Source organism: Streptomyces sp. RKAG337 (assembly GCF_023701715.1).
Taxonomy (GTDB): Bacteria; Actinomycetota; Actinomycetes; order Streptomycetales; family Streptomycetaceae; genus Actinacidiphila.
The window spans coordinates 7,617,457-7,638,102 of the sequence record NZ_JAJOZA010000001.1 but is presented as its reverse complement, the minus strand read 5'-3'; the positions used below and the strand labels follow the sequence as shown (position 1 = coordinate 7,638,102).

General features: G+C 70.2%; 21 protein-coding genes and 1 pseudogene. 13 read left to right on the top strand and 9 right to left on the bottom strand.

Annotated elements, in window-relative coordinates; genetic code table 11:
• Nucleotides 1–57: 57 nt before the first annotated feature.
• Entirely contained in the window at nucleotides 58–1,089 is a 1,032-nt protein-coding gene (locus LNW73_RS33890; protein WP_250992644.1) for a medium chain dehydrogenase/reductase family protein, read from the bottom strand.
• Between the two features lie 150 nt (nucleotides 1,090–1,239).
• Here LNW73_RS33890 and LNW73_RS33885 point away from each other — a divergent pair, with 150 nt between their 5' ends.
• Complete coding sequence (locus tag LNW73_RS33885) at nucleotides 1,240–1,887, top strand: TetR/AcrR family transcriptional regulator (RefSeq protein WP_250992643.1); 648 nt, start codon at nucleotides 1,240–1,242, stop codon at nucleotides 1,885–1,887.
• A 17-nt stretch (nucleotides 1,888–1,904) separates the two neighbouring features.
• On the opposite strand, the gene LNW73_RS33880 is transcribed toward LNW73_RS33885, so the two are convergent.
• The 3 genes from LNW73_RS33880 to LNW73_RS33870 form a co-directional block, all read right to left on the bottom strand.
• A complete protein-coding gene (locus tag LNW73_RS33880; RefSeq protein WP_250993122.1) occupies nucleotides 1,905–3,005 on the bottom strand; it encodes a winged helix DNA-binding domain-containing protein in 1,101 nt (366 codons plus the stop codon).
• 241 nt (nucleotides 3,006–3,246) lie between these two features.
• A complete protein-coding gene (gene argG, locus LNW73_RS33875; protein ID WP_250973860.1) occupies nucleotides 3,247–4,692 on the bottom strand; it encodes an argininosuccinate synthase in 1,446 nt (481 codons plus the stop codon).
• 92 nt (nucleotides 4,693–4,784) lie between these two features.
• Nucleotides 4,785–5,162, bottom strand: a complete 378-nt coding sequence (locus tag LNW73_RS33870) for a hypothetical protein (RefSeq protein ID WP_250992642.1) — start codon at nucleotides 5,160–5,162, stop codon at nucleotides 4,785–4,787.
• 242 nt (nucleotides 5,163–5,404) lie between these two features.
• On the opposite strand from LNW73_RS33870, the gene LNW73_RS33865 reads away from it, so the two are divergent.
• The 4 genes from LNW73_RS33865 (at nucleotide 5,405) to LNW73_RS33850 (ending at nucleotide 8,457) form a co-directional block, all read left to right on the top strand.
• On the top strand, nucleotides 5,405–6,961 hold the full coding sequence (locus LNW73_RS33865) for an MFS transporter (RefSeq protein ID WP_250992641.1): 1,557 nt from the start codon (nucleotides 5,405–5,407) through the stop codon (nucleotides 6,959–6,961).
• A gap of 86 nt (nucleotides 6,962–7,047) precedes the next feature.
• Nucleotides 7,048–7,227: a CopG family transcriptional regulator gene (locus tag LNW73_RS33860; RefSeq protein WP_250973863.1), complete on the top strand. Its 180-nt coding sequence runs from the start codon at nucleotides 7,048–7,050 to the stop codon at nucleotides 7,225–7,227.
• 1 nt (nucleotide 7,228) lies between these two features.
• A complete protein-coding gene (locus LNW73_RS33855) occupies nucleotides 7,229–7,573 on the top strand; it encodes a VOC family protein (RefSeq protein ID WP_250992640.1) in 345 nt (114 codons plus the stop codon).
• A gap of 26 nt (nucleotides 7,574–7,599) precedes the next feature.
• Nucleotides 7,600–8,457, top strand: coding sequence for a class I SAM-dependent methyltransferase (locus tag LNW73_RS33850; RefSeq protein ID WP_250992639.1), 858 nt, complete (start codon nucleotides 7,600–7,602; stop codon nucleotides 8,455–8,457).
• A gap of 19 nt (nucleotides 8,458–8,476) precedes the next feature.
• On the opposite strand, the pseudogene LNW73_RS33845 reads toward LNW73_RS33850, so the two are convergent.
• Nucleotides 8,477–8,809 (bottom strand): annotated as a pseudogene (locus LNW73_RS33845) (DUF2252 family protein); the annotation flags it as partial.
• Nucleotides 8,810–9,135: 326 nt separating this feature from the next.
• On the opposite strand from LNW73_RS33845, the gene LNW73_RS33840 reads away from it, so the two are divergent.
• Nucleotides 9,136–10,341: a PP2C family protein-serine/threonine phosphatase gene (locus LNW73_RS33840; protein ID WP_250992638.1), complete on the top strand. Its 1,206-nt coding sequence runs from the start codon at nucleotides 9,136–9,138 to the stop codon at nucleotides 10,339–10,341.
• Between the two features lie 290 nt (nucleotides 10,342–10,631).
• Complete coding sequence (locus LNW73_RS33835; protein ID WP_250992637.1) at nucleotides 10,632–12,491, top strand: M1 family metallopeptidase; 1,860 nt, start codon at nucleotides 10,632–10,634, stop codon at nucleotides 12,489–12,491.
• Nucleotides 12,492–12,582: 91 nt separating this feature from the next.
• Here the strand turns inward: LNW73_RS33835 and LNW73_RS33830 are convergent, their stop codons facing one another.
• The gene (locus LNW73_RS33830) at nucleotides 12,583–12,720 is read right to left on the bottom strand and encodes an alpha/beta fold hydrolase (RefSeq protein ID WP_250992636.1); all 138 of its coding nucleotides are present in this window, start codon (nucleotides 12,718–12,720) and stop codon (nucleotides 12,583–12,585) included.
• 187 nt (nucleotides 12,721–12,907) lie between these two features.
• Here LNW73_RS33830 and LNW73_RS33825 point away from each other — a divergent pair, with 187 nt between their 5' ends.
• From LNW73_RS33825 to LNW73_RS33805, 5 genes are all read left to right on the top strand, one after another.
• Nucleotides 12,908–13,897, top strand: a complete 990-nt coding sequence (locus tag LNW73_RS33825) for an alpha/beta fold hydrolase (RefSeq protein ID WP_250992635.1) — start codon at nucleotides 12,908–12,910, stop codon at nucleotides 13,895–13,897.
• A 169-nt stretch (nucleotides 13,898–14,066) separates the two neighbouring features.
• Entirely contained in the window at nucleotides 14,067–14,423 is a 357-nt protein-coding gene (locus LNW73_RS33820) for a VOC family protein (protein ID WP_250992634.1), read from the top strand.
• A 134-nt stretch (nucleotides 14,424–14,557) separates the two neighbouring features.
• Complete coding sequence (locus LNW73_RS33815) at nucleotides 14,558–16,942, top strand: ATP-binding cassette domain-containing protein (RefSeq protein ID WP_250992633.1); 2,385 nt, start codon at nucleotides 14,558–14,560, stop codon at nucleotides 16,940–16,942.
• 43 nt (nucleotides 16,943–16,985) lie between these two features.
• Nucleotides 16,986–17,429 (top strand): helix-turn-helix transcriptional regulator, encoded by a 444-nt coding sequence (locus LNW73_RS33810; RefSeq protein WP_250992632.1) that lies wholly within the window; start codon nucleotides 16,986–16,988, stop codon nucleotides 17,427–17,429.
• 10 nt (nucleotides 17,430–17,439) lie between these two features.
• Nucleotides 17,440–17,847 carry a VOC family protein gene (locus LNW73_RS33805; protein ID WP_250992631.1) on the top strand — a complete coding sequence of 136 codons (408 nt, stop codon included), beginning with the start codon at nucleotides 17,440–17,442 and terminating at the stop codon, nucleotides 17,845–17,847.
• 51 nt (nucleotides 17,848–17,898) lie between these two features.
• Here LNW73_RS33805 and LNW73_RS33800 read toward each other — a convergent pair whose 3' ends face one another.
• From LNW73_RS33800 to LNW73_RS33790, 3 genes are all read right to left on the bottom strand, one after another.
• Complete coding sequence (locus LNW73_RS33800; protein ID WP_250992630.1) at nucleotides 17,899–18,270, bottom strand: YybH family protein; 372 nt, start codon at nucleotides 18,268–18,270, stop codon at nucleotides 17,899–17,901.
• A gap of 27 nt (nucleotides 18,271–18,297) precedes the next feature.
• Nucleotides 18,298–19,011, bottom strand: coding sequence for an SDR family NAD(P)-dependent oxidoreductase (locus LNW73_RS33795; protein WP_250992629.1), 714 nt, complete (start codon nucleotides 19,009–19,011; stop codon nucleotides 18,298–18,300).
• Nucleotides 19,012–19,211: 200 nt separating this feature from the next.
• Entirely contained in the window at nucleotides 19,212–20,135 is a 924-nt protein-coding gene (locus LNW73_RS33790) for a LysR family transcriptional regulator (RefSeq protein WP_285392067.1), read from the bottom strand.
• A gap of 89 nt (nucleotides 20,136–20,224) precedes the next feature.
• Here LNW73_RS33790 and LNW73_RS33785 point away from each other — a divergent pair, with 89 nt between their 5' ends.
• Nucleotides 20,225–20,527 (top strand): muconolactone Delta-isomerase family protein, encoded by a 303-nt coding sequence (locus tag LNW73_RS33785; protein ID WP_250980001.1) that lies wholly within the window; start codon nucleotides 20,225–20,227, stop codon nucleotides 20,525–20,527.
• Nucleotides 20,528–20,646 lie beyond the last annotated feature (119 nt).

The window sequence follows — 20,646 nt, the reverse complement described above, 5'->3', positions numbered from 1 at the left end:
TTCTCTTGACGGCCGCAGGGGCGGCGGCGTGCGGTCAGCGGCGGTGGACGGGACCCGTCAGGGGTTCAGGACGATCTTTCCGGCGACGGTGCCCGACTCGGCCAGCCGCATCGCGTCGGCGGCGCGGGCGAGCGGCAGTTGGGCGGCGATCTGGGCGGTGATGTCGCCGCGCTGCAGGGCCGCGAAGACCTGAGTGAGGTCGGCGCGCAGCCGGGCCCGGAACCGGTTCTTGGACAGGGCCCGCCCGGCCCAGACGTTGAAGAAGTAGGCGCGGCGGCGGTTGGGCAGCGCGTTCCACAGCCACACCCGGCCGAGCAGCTTGAGCACGGGCCACTGCTTGGATCCCTCGTCGTCCCGGGTGGAGGCGCTGCCGTAGGCGACGAGCGTGCCGCCGGGTGCGAGGAGGTGCCAGGAGTCGATCACGCTGCGGCCGCCGACGTGGTCGAAGACGGCGTCGACCCCGCCGGGGGCGAGCGCGCGGACCCGGGTGGCGACGTCCTGGTCGCGGTAGTCGATGGGGGTGACGCCACGTTCCCGCAGGGCGTCATGGTGGCGCGCGGAGGCCGTACCGATCACCTTCACGCCTGCGGCGAGGGCGAGTTGGACCAGGACCGAGCCGACGCCGCCGTTGGCGCCGTGCACCAGGATGGTCTGCCCCGAGCGGATGCGTGCCGTGCGGTGCAGCATCTGCCAGGCGGTGATGCCGTTGACGACCACGGTCTCCGCCTGCGCCGCGTCGACGCCGTCGGGCACCGGTACCGCGTCCGCCGCGTCGACGAGCACGTGGCTGGCCCAGCCGCCGACCTTGACCAGCGCGGCCACCCGGGTGCCGGTCAGGCCGGGCTCGACGCCTTCGCCGGTCTCGAGGACAGTGCCGACCAGGTCGTAGCCGGGCACGAACGGGAAGGGGGGCTGGTCGTAGTACCGGCCGCGGCGCATCTGCTGCTCGGCGAACGAGACCCCGGTGGCCTCCATGCGGATCAGGACCTGGCCCGGGCCCACGTTCGGGACCGCTCCGTGCCGGATCTGCAGCCCTTCCGGCTCCACCTTGCCCGGCAGCACCACTTCGACGAGTCCCTGAGCGTTCATGACGTCCTCCACTGCGCTTCGCTTTGGCTACTTGGCTTCGCGTTCGTTATAAGTTGTAACGCAGAACGGAAGCGAACGTCAAGAGCTCTCGTGATAGGTTCTAACTAAATCTTGAATATGTAATCTCGACAGTGCGGAACGGTGGCAGGCATGACGGAAACGAGCACGACGACCCCGCGCGAGCGCTACCGCGCCCAGGTGCGTGCGGACATCAAGAGACACGCGTGGGAGCAGATCGCCACGTCAGGCGCGACCGCGCTCTCCCTCAACGCGATCTCCAAACAGATGGGCATGAGCGGACCCGCGCTCTACCGGTACTTCGCCGGCCGCGACGAGCTGATCACCTCGCTCATCCAGGACGCCTACCAGAGCCTCGCCGACACCCTCCGCACGGCCGCCCGGCCAGGGCCCGACGCGGCCACGCTGGCGCAGGCCCTCCGCGGCTGGGCGCTGGACGACCCCCACCGGTACTTCCTCATCTACGGCACACCCGTACCGGGCTACCACGCGCCCAACGACATCACCGCGATCGCGGCCGAGACGATGACGACCGTGCTCGACGCCGTCAACGCGCTGCCCGTGAAGGGCCCCGCGACCCCCTTCGACGCACACCTCGCAGAGCATCGGCAGTGGGCCGCCGGCCACCCGGCTCCCGCCGCCGCCCTCCACCGCGGCCTGAGGTTCTGGACCCGGCTGCACGGCGTCCTGTCCCTCGAACTCGCCGGCCACTTCACCGGCATGGGATTCGACCCCGCGCTGCTCTACGCCGCCGAACTGGACGACCTGCTGAACCGCTGAGCGCGCCCCTGCACACGTCAGTCGGACGACGCGGCGATCCGTACCCGGTCGCTGTCGTCGTCGGAGAGGAACGACGCCAGCGCCTGCCCCTGTTCGGCGACGGCGGTCCGGTCCGCTCGGGCGAAGCGGTACAGCGGGGTGACGATCACCGTGCCGGCCTCGACGCTCCAGGTAGCGGCGACCCGGCCGTCCACCAGGACCACGCGAGCACCGGCGACCGACAAGCCGCGATGAGCGTCATCGATGATCCGGCCGCGGTCGTGGTACCCGAGGATCACGTTGTCGAACGCCGGCAGGAACCGCACCGGGGCAGGCGTGCCGGGATCGGGGCGCGGCGCTCCGGGAAGGTCCAGCAGCTCCCGGCCTCGCTCGTCCCGGAAGGTGACCAGCTCCTCGCGCAGCGCGGTGACGGCGGCCGGCAGCCCCGCGAGGCCGCACCAGGCGCGCAGGTCCGCCGAGGCGGCGGGGCCGAACGCGGCCAGATAGCGCCGTACCAGGGCTTGGCCCACCGGATCGGCGCCGTCAGGAGACGGAGGGTCGATCTCACGGCCCAGCCAGGACGAGAGCGGGACGTTGCGCACGCCCGCCCGCGTCCGCCACAGCCCCCGCGGCGGCAACTGCACCATCGGGATGAGGGCGGCGATCAGCATCTCCCCCAGCGGCCGCGACCCGGGCGCCGGCCACCGCTCGGCGAGCGCCCGCGCTAGCTCGGTCATCGAGCGCGGCTCGCCGTCCGCCATGACCGCCCGGCCTGCCGCGGCGAGCTCCTCGAGGTCCACCCCGTCGAGCTCGCGCCGGTAGGTCCCGAGCACCCGTTGCCGCAGCATGGCATCGTGCCGGGCCCGCCACGCCAGGGCGTCGTCGGCGGTGACGAGGTGGACGGTGCGGCGCATCAGATGTGTCCGCACCACACTCCGGCCGGTCAGCAGGTCCGAGAGCACGGCCGGGTCGAACGCCCGCACCCGCGACCAGAGCCCGACGAACGGCTCCTGCGGTTCCTGCGCCTGCAGACCGCCGAGGTGCGCGACGGCGTCGAGAACCGGTACGTCGGCCCGCTCGAGCAGCAGCTGCCGGGCGAGCGTCGCGCGGTTGAGCGCCCGGTTGTCGAGAACGGTCATCGGGGTCATGCCGCCTTTCGCACGTCGGCCGGACGCCTTCGGCCTGGGTCAACAGTCCCAGGAGAAGCGGACAAGCTGTGGCCGCTTCCCACGTCGACATCGCCAGGCGGCCCCTCCCGGCCACGGGCCCGGACAACGGGACAGGCCGGCCCCGCGCTCTTGGCGCCGGGCCGGCCTGTCCGGTGGTGCGTTCCCTCGATGGGCCGGGCCGTCGGTTCGACGGCCCGCCGCTCGACGGGCCCTAGTCCGTGCCGAACTCCATCGCGGCGCGGTCCAGCATCTCGTCGTCGTCGGAGACCTCGCCACGGGAGGCGATGGCCTCGGCGCCGCCCTCCGGCATGCTGCCGATCAGCCCGGTCGCGGCCGCCTGGGCGGCGCCGATGGCGGGGTTCGCGGTGCCGATCAGACCGAGCGCGGCGTACTGCTCCAGCTTGGCGCGCGAGTCGGCGATGTCGAGGTTGCGCATGGTGAGCTGGCCGATCCGGTCCACGGGGCCGAACGCCGAGTCCTCGGTGCGCTCCATGGAGAGCTTGTCGGGGTGGTAGCTGAACGCCGGGCCCGTGGTGTTGAGGATCGAGTAGTCCTCACCGCGCCGCAGCCGCAGCGTCACCTCACCGGTGACGGCCGTGCCGACCCAGCGCTGCAGGGACTCGCGCACCATCAGCGCCTGCGGGTCCAGCCAGCGGCCCTCGTACATCAGCCGGCCGAGGCGCCGCCCCTCGTTGTGGTACTGCGCGACGGTGTCCTCGTTGTGGATCGCGTTGACGAGGCGCTCGTACGCCGCGTGCAGCAGGGCCATGCCGGGCGCCTCGTAGATGCCGCGGCTCTTGGCCTCGATGATCCGGTTCTCGATCTGGTCCGACATGCCCATGCCGTGCCGGCCGCCGATGGCGTTCGCCTCCATGACCAGGTCGACGGGGGAGGTGAACTCCTTGCCGTTGACCGTCACCGGCCGGCCCTGGTCGAAGCCGATCGTCACGTCCTCGGTGGCGATCTCGACCGTCGGGTCCCAGAACCGCACGCCCATGATCGGCTCCACGGTCTCCACGCCGGTGTCCAGGTGCTCCAGCGTCTTGGCCTCGTGCGTGGCACCCCAGATGTTGGCGTCGGTGGAGTACGCCTTCTCCGTGCTGTCGCGGTAGGGCAGGTCGTGGGCGACGAGCCACTCCGACATCTCCTTGCGGCCGCCGAGCTCGGTCACGAAGTCCGCGTCCAGCCACGGCTTGTAGATCCGCAGGTGCGGGTTGGCGAGCAGGCCGTAGCGGTAGAACCGCTCGATGTCGTTGCCCTTGAAGGTCGAGCCGTCGCCCCAGATCTGCACGTTGTCATCGAGCATCGCCCGCACCAGGAGCGTGCCCGTGACGGCACGGCCCAGCGGCGTGGTGTTGAAGTAGGCACGCCCGCCCGAGCGGATGTGGAACGCCCCGCAGGTGAGCGCGGCCAGGCCCTCCTCGACCAGCGCGGCGCGGCAGTCGACCAGGCGCGCGATCTCAGCACCGTAGGTCTTCGCACGGCCGGGCACCGAGGCGATGTCCGGCTCGTCGTACTGACCGATGTCGGCGGTGTAGGTGCAGGGGACGGCGCCCCTGTCGCGCATCCACGCGACCGCGACCGAGGTATCGAGGCCGCCCGAGAAGGCGATGCCGACGCGCTCGCCGGCGGGGAGGGAGGTGAGGACCTTAGACATAGGAAGATTATGCATTAACGCGCATGGTCATGCAAGAAGGGTTCGTATCCCCCGGTCGGGTCATGCCGCACGCCGTCACCGTCCCGGCGGCATCACCAGGAGAACCAGCCCGGCGTCGCGTCGTAGACCTGGGGCGTGTAGTCGCATCCGACCTCCGTGAACCCCTGGGCCGCGATCTCCGCCGCCCGGCTCTCCCCCTGAGCGTCCACACCGTCTGCCGCCATCAGCAGCGCAACGACGACGGCCACGCAGCAGAGCGGGAGAACGGCGTTGCGGAGCTTGCTCCACCACACGACGATCCCGCCGGCGACCGAGGCGATGACCGCGGCCAGCACCAGAGCGAGGGCGGTGAACGTCAGGTGGTCAACGGCCTCCGAGGCGTGGCAGAAGAGGTATTCGCGACCGCTGCGGGGAGCGTCGAACCGTTCGTAGAGCGCACCGGCACTCAGCAGCAGCCCAACGGCGACCACGGGCCCGGCCCACAGAGCCGGGCCCGCCCCGGCCTTCGTACCAACGGCTTCCACAGTCCCCCCAATGTGCGTCCGTCCCGCCGACCTCACCGTGCACAGTAGCGCTCGGGCCATGGAGCGGCTTCGGCTGGTCGGCGCCCCTTTCACAACGGACGCGGAGCACGTGCCCGACCCGCGCGGGCGCTCGCCAGGCGCGACCTGGGAGGGAACCGCACAATGGGTAATTGAGCCGAGGAGTGATCATGGTTGATTCCGGTGCCACGAACGGCGGCAGAAGCAAGAACCTTGTCCTCACCGCGATGATTTTCGCTGTGGCGATGACGTTCATCGACCAGACCATCGTGTCCATCGCCGTGCCCGAGATCCAGAGCGAACTGGGGCTGACCAGCACCGGGGTGCAATGGGCCGTCAACGCCTATCTGCTCTCCCTCGCCGCGCTGTTCGCCTTCGGCGGCCGGCTGGCGGACACCGTGGGCCACCGCAAGATGGTCGTGCTCGGTGTGATCATCTTCGCCGGTGCGTCGGCCATGTGCGGGCTCACCCCGAAGGGCGGGGCGGCCCAGGCGTGGATCGTCGTCTTCCGGGCCCTGCAGGGCGCGGGCGGAGCGATCATGTTCCCCGCCGCGCTCGCGATCGTCGTACAGACGTTCCCCCTGCGCGAGCGCGGGCGTGCGCTCGCGTTGTTCTTCGGGATCGCCGGCGGGCTGACGGCCATCGGGCCGATCCTGGGCGGATATCTGACCGAATGGACCTGGCGGGCGATCTTCTGGGTCAACATTCCGGTGGCGCTGATCGCCCTGCTGCTGATCCTGTGGTCCCGCCCGCAGACCGAACACCGCCCGGCGCCGATGGACTACCGCGGGCTGGTGCTCATCGCGAGCGGTGTGGCCCTGAGCGTGTTCGGCTTCCAGCAGGCGCCGATCTGGGGCTGGGGCAATCCCGGCATCTGGCTGTGCATCGCCGGTGGCGCCGCGCTGCTGGTGATCTTCGTCCAGGTGGAGCGGGTGACCGAATCGCCGCTGATGCAGGTGCGGATCTTCCGCATCCGGGCGTTCCTGGTGGAGAACCTCGTGCTGGGCATCTCGATGCTGGTGTTCGTTCCGGTGTTCTTCTTCGCCAGTGAGTACGCCCAGATCTCACTGGGAGAGTCGTCGCAGCAGACGGGTCTGTACCTGCTCTACTTCTTCCTCGGTTTCGCGGTCGCCGCGCAGATCGGCGGACGCATGCTCGACCGGGGCGGCGCGAAGCGCCCGGTGGTCCTGGGGTGTGTGCTGGCCGCCGTCGGGTTCTACTGGTGGGCCGGAAAGGTCGTCGATCTGCACTTCGGCTCGCAGGTGTGGAGCGTGGTGCTGGCGGGCGCCGGCATGGGGTTCATGCTCGGCCCGGCCAGCACGGACGCGGTGAACCGTGCCTCACGCCTGTCGTACGGCGAGGCGACCGGCATCACCCAGACCGTGCGGAACTACGCCGCCAGCCTGGGTCTCGCCATCCTCGGCACCACCCAGGTCTCCCAGTTCCGCTCACGGATCACGTCCTCCCTCGTCGCACAGGGCACACCGCACGACCAGGCGACGGCGCTCGCCACGAAGTACTCGCAGTCCCAGGGCCCGGGCACCGGAACCATCCCGGCCTTCATCCGCCTGGACTTCGCCTACGCCATCCGCACGGTCCTCTACTGCATGTCCGGGATCATGGCCGTCGCTGCGGTCGTCGCGATCCTGGGTCTGCAGCGCGGCCTCCAGCACGACCCGGACGAGGATGTGGCGGCCACGGAGTCCTCGACGACCCCACTGTCCTGACGATCTGCGCGGGCGCGTATCCGGGATCTCCCATATCGACGAGGTAGTGCTAGCAATCCATCGCCATAGCTTGCTAGCATGCTCATGTGGGAGACGAGGATGTGAAGCAGTTCAACGTGTACCTGCCCATCGGGTTGATCAAGCAGGTCAAGCACCGCGCCATCGAGTCGGAGCTGTCGCTGTCGGCGCTGGTCGCCGAGGCGCTGCGCGCCTACCTCGATGGCACGCACCCGGAGCAAGAGCGACCGTCCGACAAGGAGAGCTGACATGACGACCGAAGGCATCGAGGCCGTGTTCATCGAGACCCACAACTGGGGCAGGTCGGCGAAGTTCTTCCAGGGACTGGGCTATGAGCTGGACTTCGAGACGGATCACAACTCCGGCCAGCTGCGCAACGGCGACGGCCCCTACCTGTTCATCGCCGAGGTCCCCCAGGAGAAGGAGCCCGAGGTGCGGCTCGTGCTGAAGGTGCCCGACGCGGATGTGTTCCACCCCGCCCCCGGCGTCGAGGTGGTCACCCCGTTCGAGGACACGCACTTCGGGACCAGGGAGATGACCGTCCGCGACCCCGACGGGCGCCTGTGGAGCCTCCAGGCCCCGGCGCAGCGGTGAGCAGGGACACGGAGCGGGAGTGCGTCATGGCTGACGAGGAGACGGCGGCGCCGGACAACACGGCGGTACGGGTGGCCTTGTGGCGTGCTCTGCACGTCCAGGTCGATCCGCCGCCCCATGTGCTGGAGGACGAGATCGGCTTGCGGTTGGCCGCCCCCGGAGACGAGTGGCGCCGCCGCGGGGACATGGACGCCGGCGCGACCAGTTGGTTCCGGGCGTCGATCGTGGCCCGGGCCCGCTTCATCGAGGATCTGGTCGTCGAGCAGGCCGGCAAGGGCGTCGGCCAGTACATCGTCCTGGGAGCCGGCCTGGACACCTTCGCCCAGCGCAGGCCGGAGATCGCCTCCCGCTTGCGGGTGTTCGAGGTCGACCGGCCCGGACCCCAGGCCTGGAAGCGCCGACGGCTGACCGAACTCGGCTTCGGCGTCCCGGACTGGCTGCGACTCGTGCCGGTCGACTTCGAGGCGGGCGGGTCGTGGTGGGAGCAACTGACCGCGGCCGGATTCGACGCGGACCAGCCGGCCGTCGTGGCCTCCACCGGTGTCGCCCTGTACCTCACCAAGGAGGCGAACGCGGCCACGCTGCGCCGGCTCGCGTCGCTGGCCCCGGGCTCCACGCTGGCCATGACGTTCCAGCTGCCGCCGGAGCTCCTCGCCGAGGAGAACCGCCCCGGACTCCAGGTTGCGGAGAAGGGGGCCAGAGCGGCAGGGACGCCGTTCGTCAGTTTCTACGCGCCGCAGGAAATGCTGGCGCTGGCGCAGGAGTCCGGCTTCACCGAAGCCCGGCACGTGTCGGCGCCCCAGCTCAACGAGCGGTACTTCGCCGGCCGGGAGGACGGCCTGCATACGTCGAGCGGGGAGGAGCTGTTGGTGGCGACCACCTGACGCATCCATGCCGGTGCACTCAGGCGGTCCGGGCCGCGACCCGGCCGGTGTTCACCGCCTGCACCAGGGCCTGGTGGTCACGTTCGTTCTGGTCGGCGTAGCTCTCGGCGAACCGGGCCAGTGCCTTGTCGAAGGCGTCGCCGGAGCCCAGCTAGGCGGCGATCCCGACCTGGTCCCCGGACCGGGCGTGCGCCCGCGCCAGGGTCGCTCCGCACAGCTGACCGAACATCCCCAGCCCTTCGGGCAGCATGACGCCGGGTTCGATGATGTCCTTCCAGTCGCGCAGCTGGCGGAGGTAGAAGTCGCGGGTCCGGCCGTCGATTCCGCGGGCGCGCTCCCAGCCCAGGAAGATGCTCGGGCGCCGGAGATGGCGACTCCGGTCGCTGGAAGGGTCCCGGTCATGGGAAGAGACCTCCTGCCCGGCGCGAGCCTGCCGGTGGAGCCCGTGGAACCGTCACGTTGCGGGATGGGCCTGGGCGCCCTCTCGGGAGGACGATGCGCCTCACCTGCCAAGTCAACGCCCGGTGCGCCACCTCGGCCACCGCAGGCACCCGGAGGAGCGAGGGGGAAGCCGATGGAAGGCGTCGTCTCGCGCCGTAGGCTCCCCCACCGCACAGTGTCCCCGGGCGGCCAGGGCGATCCCCATGCGGCAAACCGAGGGCCACTGATAATGGATGCATGGGTGTCCGGCGCTGGTCGGGGAACCGCCTGCTGGAGGAGCCGTGGAGCCGCTGGCTGGTGGCGATTCCACTCGCGCTGATCGTCGTGATCACCGTGGTGGACCTCCAGGCCCCGACCGATGTCCATCTGGGCCCGCTGCTGGTGATCGCGCCCGCCCTCACCGCCTCCCTCGCCGGGGCCCGCCTCACCGCGGTGGCCGGGGTCCTCGCGGTGGCCGCTCAGATACTCATCGCCGTGTTCCACGGCGGACTCACCACGACCAACCACATCGCCCAGCTCATCGCCCTGACGTTTCTCTCCACCCTGGTGGTCTTCCTGCGCCACATTCGCGAGCGGCAGGAACGTGCGCTGGTCCAGGCGCGCTCGGTGGCGGAGACGGCGCAGCGGGTCCTCCTGCGGCCCCCGCCACGCCGGGTCGGGCCCCTGCGGATCGCGTGGCTGTATCTGTCGGCCGAGGAGGAGACGGACATCGGGGGCGACCTGTTCGCGGTCGCCCGTGCCGGACATGCCGCGACCCGGGTGGTGATCGGCGATGTCCGGGGCAGCGGCCTGGCCGCCATCGGTGAGGCGTCACTGGTGCTGGGTGCCTTCCGTGAGGGGGCCCATCGCTACGACACCCTCCCCGAGCTGGTGGCCGTCCTCGAGGACAGCGTGTACCGCAACGTGGACGACGTCGCGGACACCGAGCACGATCCCGGCGAGCACTTCATCACCTGCCTGGTCCTGGAGATCCCCGACGAGGGACCGCTCGGCGAGATGATCAACTGCGGGCATCCCCCACCGCTGCTGGTGCGCGACGGACAGGTCACCGCGATGTACGCCAAGCACTCGGTGCCCCCGCTGGGCATGTGTGAACCGCCGATCCCGCTCCATCCCACCGACTCCTGGACCTTCGAAGCCGGCGACATCCTCATCCTGTACACCGACGGGGTGATCGAGGCCCGCTCACCGGCCGGAGCGTTCTATCCGCTCGCCGAACGCGTCGCCTCCTTCCCCGCCGGCAGCCCCGATGCGCTGCTGGACCGCATCCACCGCGATCTGCTCAGCCACGTCGGCGGGATCCCCCTCGACGACGCGGCCATCCTGGTCATCGAGCACGCGGCGTCCCACCACCCCCACTTCGCCCCCAGAAGCGTCAACGGCTTCCCCCGGTCGCATCCCAGCGCGACACGTCGGCCCCAGCCCCAGCCTCCGTTCAGCTAGGCCGAGTTCGTTCCTTCGCCGGCACAGCGGGGACGTGGCCGGAACGGAGCAGGATGACGGCCGAGACGCGTCGGGAGCACCAACACTTTACCTGCCCCTGATGGCATGCTCTGGTCACATCTGCCAAGATTCCCGCAGCTGTCGTCCCGACCCCAGGGGTGACGGCGGATCTCCCATCTCAGCGATCGTGCAAGCTCTGCGCACAGCCCGCGGCTTCCCTCCGGCGCACCCAAGCCGGCCGGGCGGCCACCGAGCAGGCCGGAATCCCGGCCGCCTCAAAGGAGTTTCGTGTGAGACCGTCCCCCCACAAGGCCCTCACCGCGACCGCGTTCGCAGTCGCCGCGTTGGCCGCCGCTTCGTTCCCCGCCACGCCGGCGGCCGCCGCGCCGCCCACGGCTCGGCCCGCCGCCGCCTGCACTCCGGCCCAGGTGGTCACCAACGGTGGCTTCGAAAGCGGTACTTCGCCCTGGACCCAGTCGTCGACCAGCGTGATCACCAACCGCGCCGGCGAGACCGCCCACGGCGGCACCCACTTCGGCTGGCTGAACGGTGTCGGCAGTACCCACACCGACACGCTCTCCCAGAGCGTCACGATCCCGGCCGGATGCAGCACCGCCACCCTCACCTTCTGGCTGCACATCGACACCGCCGAGACGACCTCGTCCACCAAGTACGACAAGCTGACGGCGAAGATCGGCAGCACGACGCTCGCGACCTACTCGAACCTCGACAAGAACACCGGCTACGCGCAGAAGTCGTTCGACGTCTCGGCGTTCGCGGGCCAAACGGTGAACGTCGCCTTCACCGGCACGGAGGACTCCAGCCTCCAGACGAGCTTCGTCGTCGACGACGTCGCCCTCGACACCTCCGGCGGCACGACCCCGCCCGCGGACTCCACCCGCACTCCGGCCTCGCCCTCGTACACCGTCAGCCTGAGCAGCAACACGAGCGGCACCGTCTGGACCGGTCACGAGAGCGCGACCTTCACCAACGCCTCCTCCACGCCGTTGAGCGAGGTGTATCTGAGGCTGTGGGACAACTACCACGGCACCTGCTCCGCCATGCCGATCACGGTCAGCAACGTCACCGGTGGCACCGCCGGCGCGCTCTCGGTGGCCTGCACGGCCCTCAAGATCGACCTGCCGGTGCCCCTGACCCAGGGTCAGACCGGCACGATCGGCTTCGACCTGGGCATCACCGTGCCCAGCGGCGCCGACCGCTTCGGGCACGACGGTGCCTTCAACATGATCGGCAACGCCCTGCCCGTACTCGCGGTCAAGGACGGTGCCGGCTGGCACCTCGACCCGTACACCAACAACGGGGAGTCGTTCTACTCGCTGGCCTCGGACTTCAAGGTGACCCTGGACCACCCGAGCACCTTGCTGGCACCGGCCACCGGCGCCTCGGTCGACACCCCCGGTTCGAGCGGACGCACGATCACCACGGCCACCGCGTCCAAGGTCCGTGACTTCGCCTGGGCGGCCGGCCCGTTCAGCAAGATCTCCGGCACCTCCGCCGCCGGCACCCCGATCAACATCTACTCCGTCTCGGGCATCAGCTCCGCCAACGCGCAGTCGATGCTCACCACCGCGAAGAACGCGGTGGACGCCCACGCGGGCCGGTTCGGCGCCTACCCGTACGGCGAACTGGACGCGGTGATCGACAACAACTTCTGGTTCGGCGGGATGGAGTACCCCGGGTTCGTCCTCGACCTGGTCAGCACCACCGCGCTCACCCACGAGATCGGGCACCAGTGGTTCTACGGCATCGTCGGCGACGACGAGTACACCAGCCCCTGGCTCGATGAGGCGTTCACCGACTACGCCACCGACCTGGCACAGAACCTGACCGGCACGAACTGCTGGAACAGCGTCTCCTGGGCCTCGACGGCCGAGAAGATCACCAACTCGATGGCCTACTGGGACGCCCATTCGTCCCGGTACTCCACCGTCGTCTACGGCTACGGCAAGTGCGCCCTGCACGACCTGCGGCGCACCCTCGGCGACAGCGTCATGGCCAAGGTCCTCAAGGACTACGCCACGTCGCACTGGTACGGCGTCTCGACCACGGCCGAGTTCAAGGCGGCCGCCCAGGCGGCCACGACCACGGACCTGACCTCGTTCTGGACCCTGCACCGCATCGACAGCTGACCTGACATCGGTTCGCAGCGGCGGGCGCCACCCAGGCGCCCGCCGCTGCGAACCGGCCACCCTTCGACCCATCCCACCGCACCGCGACACATCACCGTCGTCCCGCGGCCGCCTCGACGATCACCTCGGCGATGCGCGCGGGCTGTTCCATCAGCGCCATGTGCCCCGCGTCGGCCACCGTGACCATCGTGATTCGGGGGCAGGCCCGCGCCACCGTCTCGATGGCCACGTTCGCCCCACGCTGTGTCCCACCAGGACCGGGCCCTTATCTGCCCCGGACGCGGCGTGTCGCCGGGACACACACCCTCGAACGCCGTTTTGCCGAAGTGGCAACACCGCTCGCTACGGCCGCGCCGCTCTCGGCATGCTGGTGAGGCGATCTTGGCGGATGGCAGACCGAGAGCCTTGGAGGGTTCATGTCGCAGCAGACCGCGGACGTCGTTCACCGGATGGTCCCCGCGCCCGCAGGCCGAATCCATCTGGTGGAACAGGGCACGGGGCCATTGGTGTTGCTCGTGCACGGCTTCCCGGAATGCTGGTACTCCTGGCGCCACCAGCTGCCGGCCCTGGCCGCGGCCGGATACCGGGCCGTGGCCGTCGACGTCCGCGGTTACGGCCGTAGCTCCCGGCCCGATGACCCGGACGCCTACCGGATGCTCGAGCTGGTCGAGGACAACGCCGCGGTGGTGCACGCCCTGGGCGAACGGACCGCAGTGATCGTCGGCCACGACTGGGGTGCGACCATCGCGGCGAACTCCGCCCTCGTCAGGCCGGACGTCTTCCGCGCGGTGGGACTGCTCAGCGTCCCCTACGCCCCGCGCGGCGGACCGCGGCCCAGTGAGATCTTCGCGCGGATGGGTGGGAGCGAGGAGTTCTACGTCTCCTACTTCCAGCGGCCCGGTCGCGCCGAAGCCGAGATCGAGCCCGACGTGCGCGGCTGGCTCATGGGCTTCTACGCCGCGATGTCCGGCGACACCGTGCCCGCGCCCGACGCGCCGGACCCGCACTTCGTCCACCCCGGCGGGACGCTCCGTGACCGGTTTCCGGCCGGACCGCGGCCGGCCTGGCTCAGCGAGCGGGACCTCGACGTGTACGCCGGGGAATTCGAGCGGACCGGCCTGACGGGCGCGCTCAACCGCTACCGGAACATGGACCGGGACTGGGCGGACCTCGCCTCCTTCGACGGCGCGCCCATCACCCAGCCGTCGCTGTTCGCCGGAGGCGGCCTGGACGCCTCCACCACCTGGATGACCGATGCGATCAAGGCGTACCCCGCCACGCTGCCCGGCCTGCTCTCCTCGCACATCCTCGACGGCTGCGGCCACTGGATCCAGCAGGAGCGCCCCGCCGAGATCAACCGGCTCCTGACCGAATGGCTGGCCGCGCTCCCCGCCCTCCCCGCCTGAAGCCCCCCGAGGCGTGGCGGGACCGGCCGACCGGACCGATCAGGAATCGAGAAGCGCCGGTCAACGAGGCCACCTAGTGTGACGGTCAAGGGCGCATCCGGGGCCTTCCCGCTCGTCCTCATACCCGACACACCCCGGGTCCCCGTGACCCACGGCTTCAGGAGCGACCATGACCGACTCTTCCACCCAGGGAATCAAGACCGTCCTGCACCCCGTGTCCGACCTGGCGAAGGCCAAGGCGGTCTACGCCGCCCTGCTCGGCTTGGAGCCGACCTCCGACGCGCCCTACTACGTCGGCTTCGATGCGGCGGGCCAGCACATCGGGCTGGTGCCGAACGGCGGGCCGCAGGGCGCGACCTCACCGGTGTCCTACTGGCACGTGCAGGACATCGAGGCGAAGCTGGCCGAGGTGACCGCCGCGGGTGGCACCGTGAAGGAGGCCGCGCACGACGTCGGTGGCGGCCGCCTCGTGGCCACCTTCACCGACCTCGACGGCAACGTCCTCGGGCTGCTCCAGGACAGCTGAGTTCCCGCTCCACGGGCCGTGGGGGCGTGGATACTTGGGTACTCGCGCCCCCGGCCGAGCGGGTCGGATCGAGTCAAGCGACGGCGACGGAGACCGCGAAGGCGGCCCGCCTCACAGATGGAGACACGAAAAGCATGGCCAAGAGGACGGACAAGCAGTCGCCTGCGCCGCATGTCGCCGACAGCCACGACCTGATCCGGGTGCACGGCGCGCGCGTGAACAACCTCAAGGACGTCAGCATCGAGATCCCGAAGCGCCGGCTGACGGTGTTCACCGGCGTCTCCGGCTCGGGCAAGAGCTCACTGGTGTTCAACACGATCGCCGCGGAGTCGCAGCGGCTGATCAACGAGACCTACAGCGCCTTCGTCCAGGGCTTCATGCCCACGCTGGCACGGCCGGAGGTCGACGTCCTCGACGGACTGACGACCGCGATCATCGTCGACCAGCAGCGGATGGGTGCCGACCCCCGTTCCACGGTCGGCACCGCCACCGACGCCAACGCGATGCTGCGCATCCTCTTCAGCCGGCTCGGGAAGCCGCACATCGGCCCGCCCAGCGCGTACGCCTTCAACGTGCCCTCGGTCCGGGCGAGCGGTGCCATCACCGTCGAGCGCGGTGCCAAGAAGGCCGTGAAGGCGACCTTCAACCGCACGGGCGGCATGTGTACCCGCTGCGAGGGCCGGGGCAGCGTCTCCGACATCGACCTCACCCAGCTCTACGACGACTCCAAGTCGCTCGCCGACGGCGCGTTCACCATCCCCGGCTGGAAGTCCGACAGCTTCTGGACCGTACGGGTCTACGCCGAGTCGGGACTCCTCGACCCGAACAAGCCGATCCGCAAGTTCACCAAGAAGGAGATGCAGGACTTCCTCTACCGGGAGCCGACCAAGGTGAAGGTCGAGGGCGTCAACCTCACCTACGAGGGTCTGATCCCCAAGATCCAGAAGTCGTTCCTGTCCAAGGACAAGGAAGCGCTGCAGCCGCACATCCGGGCTTTCGTGGAGCGGGCGGTCACCTTCACCACCTGCCCCGAGTGCGACGGCAGCCGGCTGAGCGAGGGGGCCCGGTCGTCGAAGATCAAGCGGATCAGCATCGCCGACGCCTGCGCCATGCAGATCAGCGACCTGGCCGAATGGGTCCGCGGCCTCAAGGAGCCGTCGGTGGCGCCGCTGCTCACCGCGCTGGGGCAGACCCTCGACTCGTTCGTGGAGATCGGCCTCGGCTATCTCGCGCTCGACCGCCCGGCGGGCACGCTGTCGGGCGGTGAGGCGCAGCGCGTCAAGATGATCCGCCACCTCGGCTCCTCGCTCACCGACACCACGTACGTCTTCGACGAGCCCACCGCGGGCCTGCACCCCCATGACATCCAGCGGATGAACGACCTGCTGCTGCGGCTGCGGGACAAGGGCAACACGGTGCTCGTGGTGGAGCACAAGCCGGAGACGATCGTGGTCGCCGACCACGTCGTCGACCTCGGCCCCGGCGCCGGCACGGCCGGCGGCACCGTCTGCTTCGAGGGCACCGTCGAGGGGCTGCGCAAGAGCGGCACCATCACCGGCCGGCATTTCGACGACCGGGCCGCTCTCCGAGAGTCGGTGCGGAAGCCCACCGGAACGCTGGAGATCCGCGGCGCGACGGCGAACAACCTGCGCAACGTCGACGTCGACATCCCGCTCGGGGTGCTCGTCGTCGTCACCGGCGTCGCCGGCTCCGGCAAGAGCTCGCTCGTGCACGGGTCGATCCCCGCTGGTGAAGGCGTGGTGTCCGTCGGCCAGGGGGCGATCCGCGGCTCGCGACGCAGCAACCCCGCGACGTACACCGGACTGCTCGACCCGATCCGCTCGGCGTTCGCCAAGGCCAACGGTGTGAAGCCGGCACTGTTCAGCGCCAACTCCGAGGGCGCCTGCCCCGGCTGCAACGGTGCCGGTGTCATCTACACCGACCTGGCGATGATGGCCGGCGTCGCCACCACCTGCGAGGAGTGCGAGGGCAAGCGGTACCAGGCGTCGGTGCTCGAGTACCACCTCGGTGGCCGCGACATCAGCGAGGTGCTGGCGATGCCGGTGACCGAGGCCGAGGAGTTCTTCGGCTCCGGCGAGGCGCACACCCCCGCCGCGCACCGGATCCTCACCCGGCTCGCCGACGTCGGGCTGGGCTACCTCAGCCTGGGGCAGCCGCTCACCACGCTGTCCGGCGGCGAGCGGCAGCGGCTCAAGCTGGCCACCCACATGGCGGAGAAGGGCGGCGTCTACGTCCTCGACGAGCCGACCACCGGTCTGCACCTCGCCGACGTGGAGCAGCTGCTCGGCCTGCTCGACCGGCTCGTCGACGCCGGCAAGTCGGTCATCGTCGTCGAGCACCACCAGGCGGTCATGGCGCACGCCGACTGGATCGTCGACCTCGGCCCCGGCGCCGGGCACGACGGCGGCCGGATCGTCTTCGAGGGCACCCCGGCCGAACTCGTCGCCGCCCGCTCCACCCTCACCGGGGAGCACCTCGCGGCGTACACCGGGGCCTGACGGGGGCCCTCGCGGACACGTCGGCTGTGGCACGATCGTTGATGTGACCAGCAGACCCACCGCGGCGCAGCGGCTGCGCGACCTCGCGCTGCTGCGCCGCGTCCGTGACCGGATCGACCGGGAGTACGCGCAGCCGCTGGACGTCCTGGCGCTCGCCCGCGGCGTGAGCCTGTCGGCCGGGCACCTCAGCCGCGAGTTCCGGCTCGCCTACGGCGAGTCTCCGTACGCCTATCTGATGACGCGGCGTATCGAGCGGGCGATGGCGTTGCTGCGGCGGGGGGACCTCAGCGTCACCGAGGTCTGTTTCGCGGTCGGCTGTTCATCGCTGGGCACCTTCAGTACGCGGTTCACCGAGTTGGTCGGTGTGCCGCCCAGCACCTACCGGCGCGACGCCGCGCGCGCTACGGCTGGGATGCCGTCGTGCGTGGTGAAGCAGGTGACGAGGCCCGTCCGGAATCGAGAAGCGGGCTCCACGGACCGCGGCTAGCGTGACTGCCATGGACATCACGATTCACTCGAGCTTCCTCCCGCACGACGACCCGGACGCGTCGCTGGCGTTCTACCGCGACCTCCTCGGCTTCGAGGTCCGCAACGACGTCGGGTACAACGGGATGCGCTGGATCACCGTCGGCCCGGTCGGCCAGCCCGGCACGTCCATCGTTCTGCACCCGCCGGCCGCCGACCCGGGCATCACCGACGACGAGCGCCGCACCATCACCGAGATGATGGCCAAGGGCACCTACGCCATCATCACGCTGGCCACCCCCGACCTCGACGCCACCTTCGAACGGCTGCAGGCCGACGCCGAGATCATCCAGGAGCCGACCGAGCAGCCCTACGGCGTGCGCGACTGCGCCATCCGGGATCCCGCGGGCAACCTGATCCGCATCAACGAGATCCGCTGAGCCGTCCGGCCGGCGCCCCTTGACGCGGGCCGCCGAAGAAGGCGGCACGTCCTAGTCGAGCCGCGAGACCTGGTAGTGGCTGATCTGCCAGCCCTCTTCCGAGCGCTGCACCAGTACGCCGAGGTTGACGCTGATGGTGGCCCGGTCGGTGAACGAGAAGTCGACACTCAGGTAGCCGAGGACGAGGTCGTCGGCAGGGCGTCTGGTCTCAAGAATCCGATAGGCGGCCGTCATCCCGATGGGCTGGGAGTCGTAGTAGGCGGCGACGCCCGGCCTTCCGACGCTGTAGGGGTGCAGCCCCTGGAAGATCGCGTCGTCGGTGAACTGGGCGGCGACCTGCTGCGGTTCGTGCTGGTCGACGGCGTCCTTCCACCGGTCGAGGACGCCGCGCAGGATCGCTGGACTGTCAGTGGTGATGTTCATCAGGGCTCTCCTGTCGAGGGAAGCGGGTCAGTGGCCGGCGCTGACGCCGCCGTCGACATGGAGGATCTCGCCGGTGACGAACGGGGCGTTCTCCAAGTAGATCACCGCGTCGACGATGTCGCCCGGTTCGCCGAGCCGGCCGACCGGCTGCAGCGCGGCGAGGCCCGCGTAGGACTCCTCCGGGTGCATGGAGGTCCTGATGGTGCCCGGTGAGACGGCGTTGGCACGGATGTTGCGCGTGGCGTACTCGATGGCGAGGGACTTGGTGGCGGACTGCAGGCCGCCCTTGGTCAACGAGGCCAGTACGGAGGGGACGTTGGCGTCCGCGTTGTCGACCAGGCTGGTGGTGATGTTGACGATGTGGCCACCGCCCTGGGCGAGCATGTGCTCGACGGCCAGTTGGGTGATACGGAAGAAGCCGGTGAGGTTCACACCGGTCATGGCGGCGTAGTCGCCCTGGGTGTACTCGGTGAAGGGCTTGGCCTTGAAGAGCCCGGCGTTGTTGACGAGGGTGTCGATCCGGCCGAATCGCTCGACGCCGGCGGCGATGACGCGTTCGGCGGTGGCGGGGTCGGCGATGTCGCCCTGGACGGTCAGGATGCCGGCGTCGGTGGCGGGAGCGATGGTGCGCGAGGTGGCGACGACGGCGTAGCCGAGCTTGCGGTAGGCGTCGACGAGTGCGGCGCCGATCCCCTGCGAGGCTCCGGTGATGACGGCGACCTTCTGGTCGTGAGTGCTCATGATGACCTTCTCCGCGATGAGGTGGGTTTTCCGGTCGCCCTGAACTAACCGACCGGTCGACTATTTGACCGTAGACGGGTCGGCGCGATGGCGTCAAAGGTCCACGCGGCCCAGGCCAGGAGCGGTTCTCTCCCTCCTGATAGGCGCAGCCTTCCAGCGCATGTCAGCGGGGCGATGGCTCCGGCGAAACCCAGGCGGACCTAGTGCCGGTGCGGGTCTTCAGCCGGCAGCCAGGCGTCCTCGGCGTGGAGGCCGAGGTCGCCCACGCCCCCGCAGAGGGCGTCGATGAGGGCGAGAACCGCAGGACGGTCCTCGCTCTCGCGGCGGACCAGGGACCAGGTCCAGTAGATCTCCGGCGCGCCGACCGGGCGTTGGACCAGATCGGGCGGCAGCGGGGTGGTCTGCCCCTTGGGGCAGTTGATGACCGGGCGACCGCTGCGGCGCACATGGTCGAAGAACCCGGGCCCGGTGATGCCGCCGTCGGAGATGCGTACCGCGCGGGCCCCGGTGTCCCGGGCCAGCAGCTCGGCATAGCGGTTCCAGGACGACCAGGAGGTGGTGTCGTCGTCGAGGAGGACGACGGTGTCACGGGCGTCCACGGTGCTCGTGTCGTCGCCGGCGGCGACGGCGTACAGCCGGTCGGCGCCGATGAGCCGGGCGCTGAGGCCACGGTGTTCCAGGTCGTCGGTCCGCACCCAGCACACCGCGAGATCCAGACTGCCGTCGGCGACCCGGGCGGCCTGGGTGTGCGAGGGGGCGATCCACGCGTCGATGTGGACCTGGGCCACCGCGGCGGCCCGGGCGGTCAGATCGGGCGGGAGCCAGTTGACGTAGCCGAGCCGCACCGGTTCCGAGCCGGACAGCTGAGCGGCGCGCCGCTGGAGGTCGGTGGCCCGTTCCAGCAGGGCGCGGGTGTGCGGGAGCAGGGCCGAGCCGGCCGGAGTGAGGGACACGGAGCGGCGGTCGCGGTCGAACAGCCGCACCCCCAGGTCCCGTTCGAGCGTCTTGATCTGCTGCGACAGGGAGGGACCGGCGATCAGCAGGCGCTCGGCGGCCCGGCCGAAGTTCAGCTCCTCGGCGACCGCTACGAAGTACCGCAATTGGCGCAGCTCCATGCTCGTCATGCTACGCCGGTGGGAGTCCAGGCCTCCCAGAAGGGAGGACGCCGGTTGTGGCGCCGCCCTGGTGGCTGACGGACCATGAGGGGATGGACATGCGAGAGTTCCTCGTCGAGATCACCACCACCGTCCCTGAGGGCACCAGCCAGGACGAGGTCGACCGGCGGCGCGCCGCCGAGGCCGTCCACGCCCGGGAACTGGCCGCCACCGGCAACCTGGCACGGCTGTGGCGCCCGGTCGGCGAGCTGCGCAGCATCGGAATCTGGCGGGCCGCCGACGAGGACGAGCTCCATGAGAAGGTGCTCGGCACACTCCCCCTGCACCCGTGGATGACGTTCACCGTCACCGCGCTGGAGCCCCACCCCAACGACCCGGGCCGGACCGACGCCACCCGGTGACCCCCGTGGCTCGGGTGCCGCCGCGCGGTGCATCGGCGAGCGGCACAACCTGGTGATGGTGCGACATGCCTCCCAGGTAAGTCCGTCCGCAGCGGCGAATCCACCCCGGACCCGGGCAG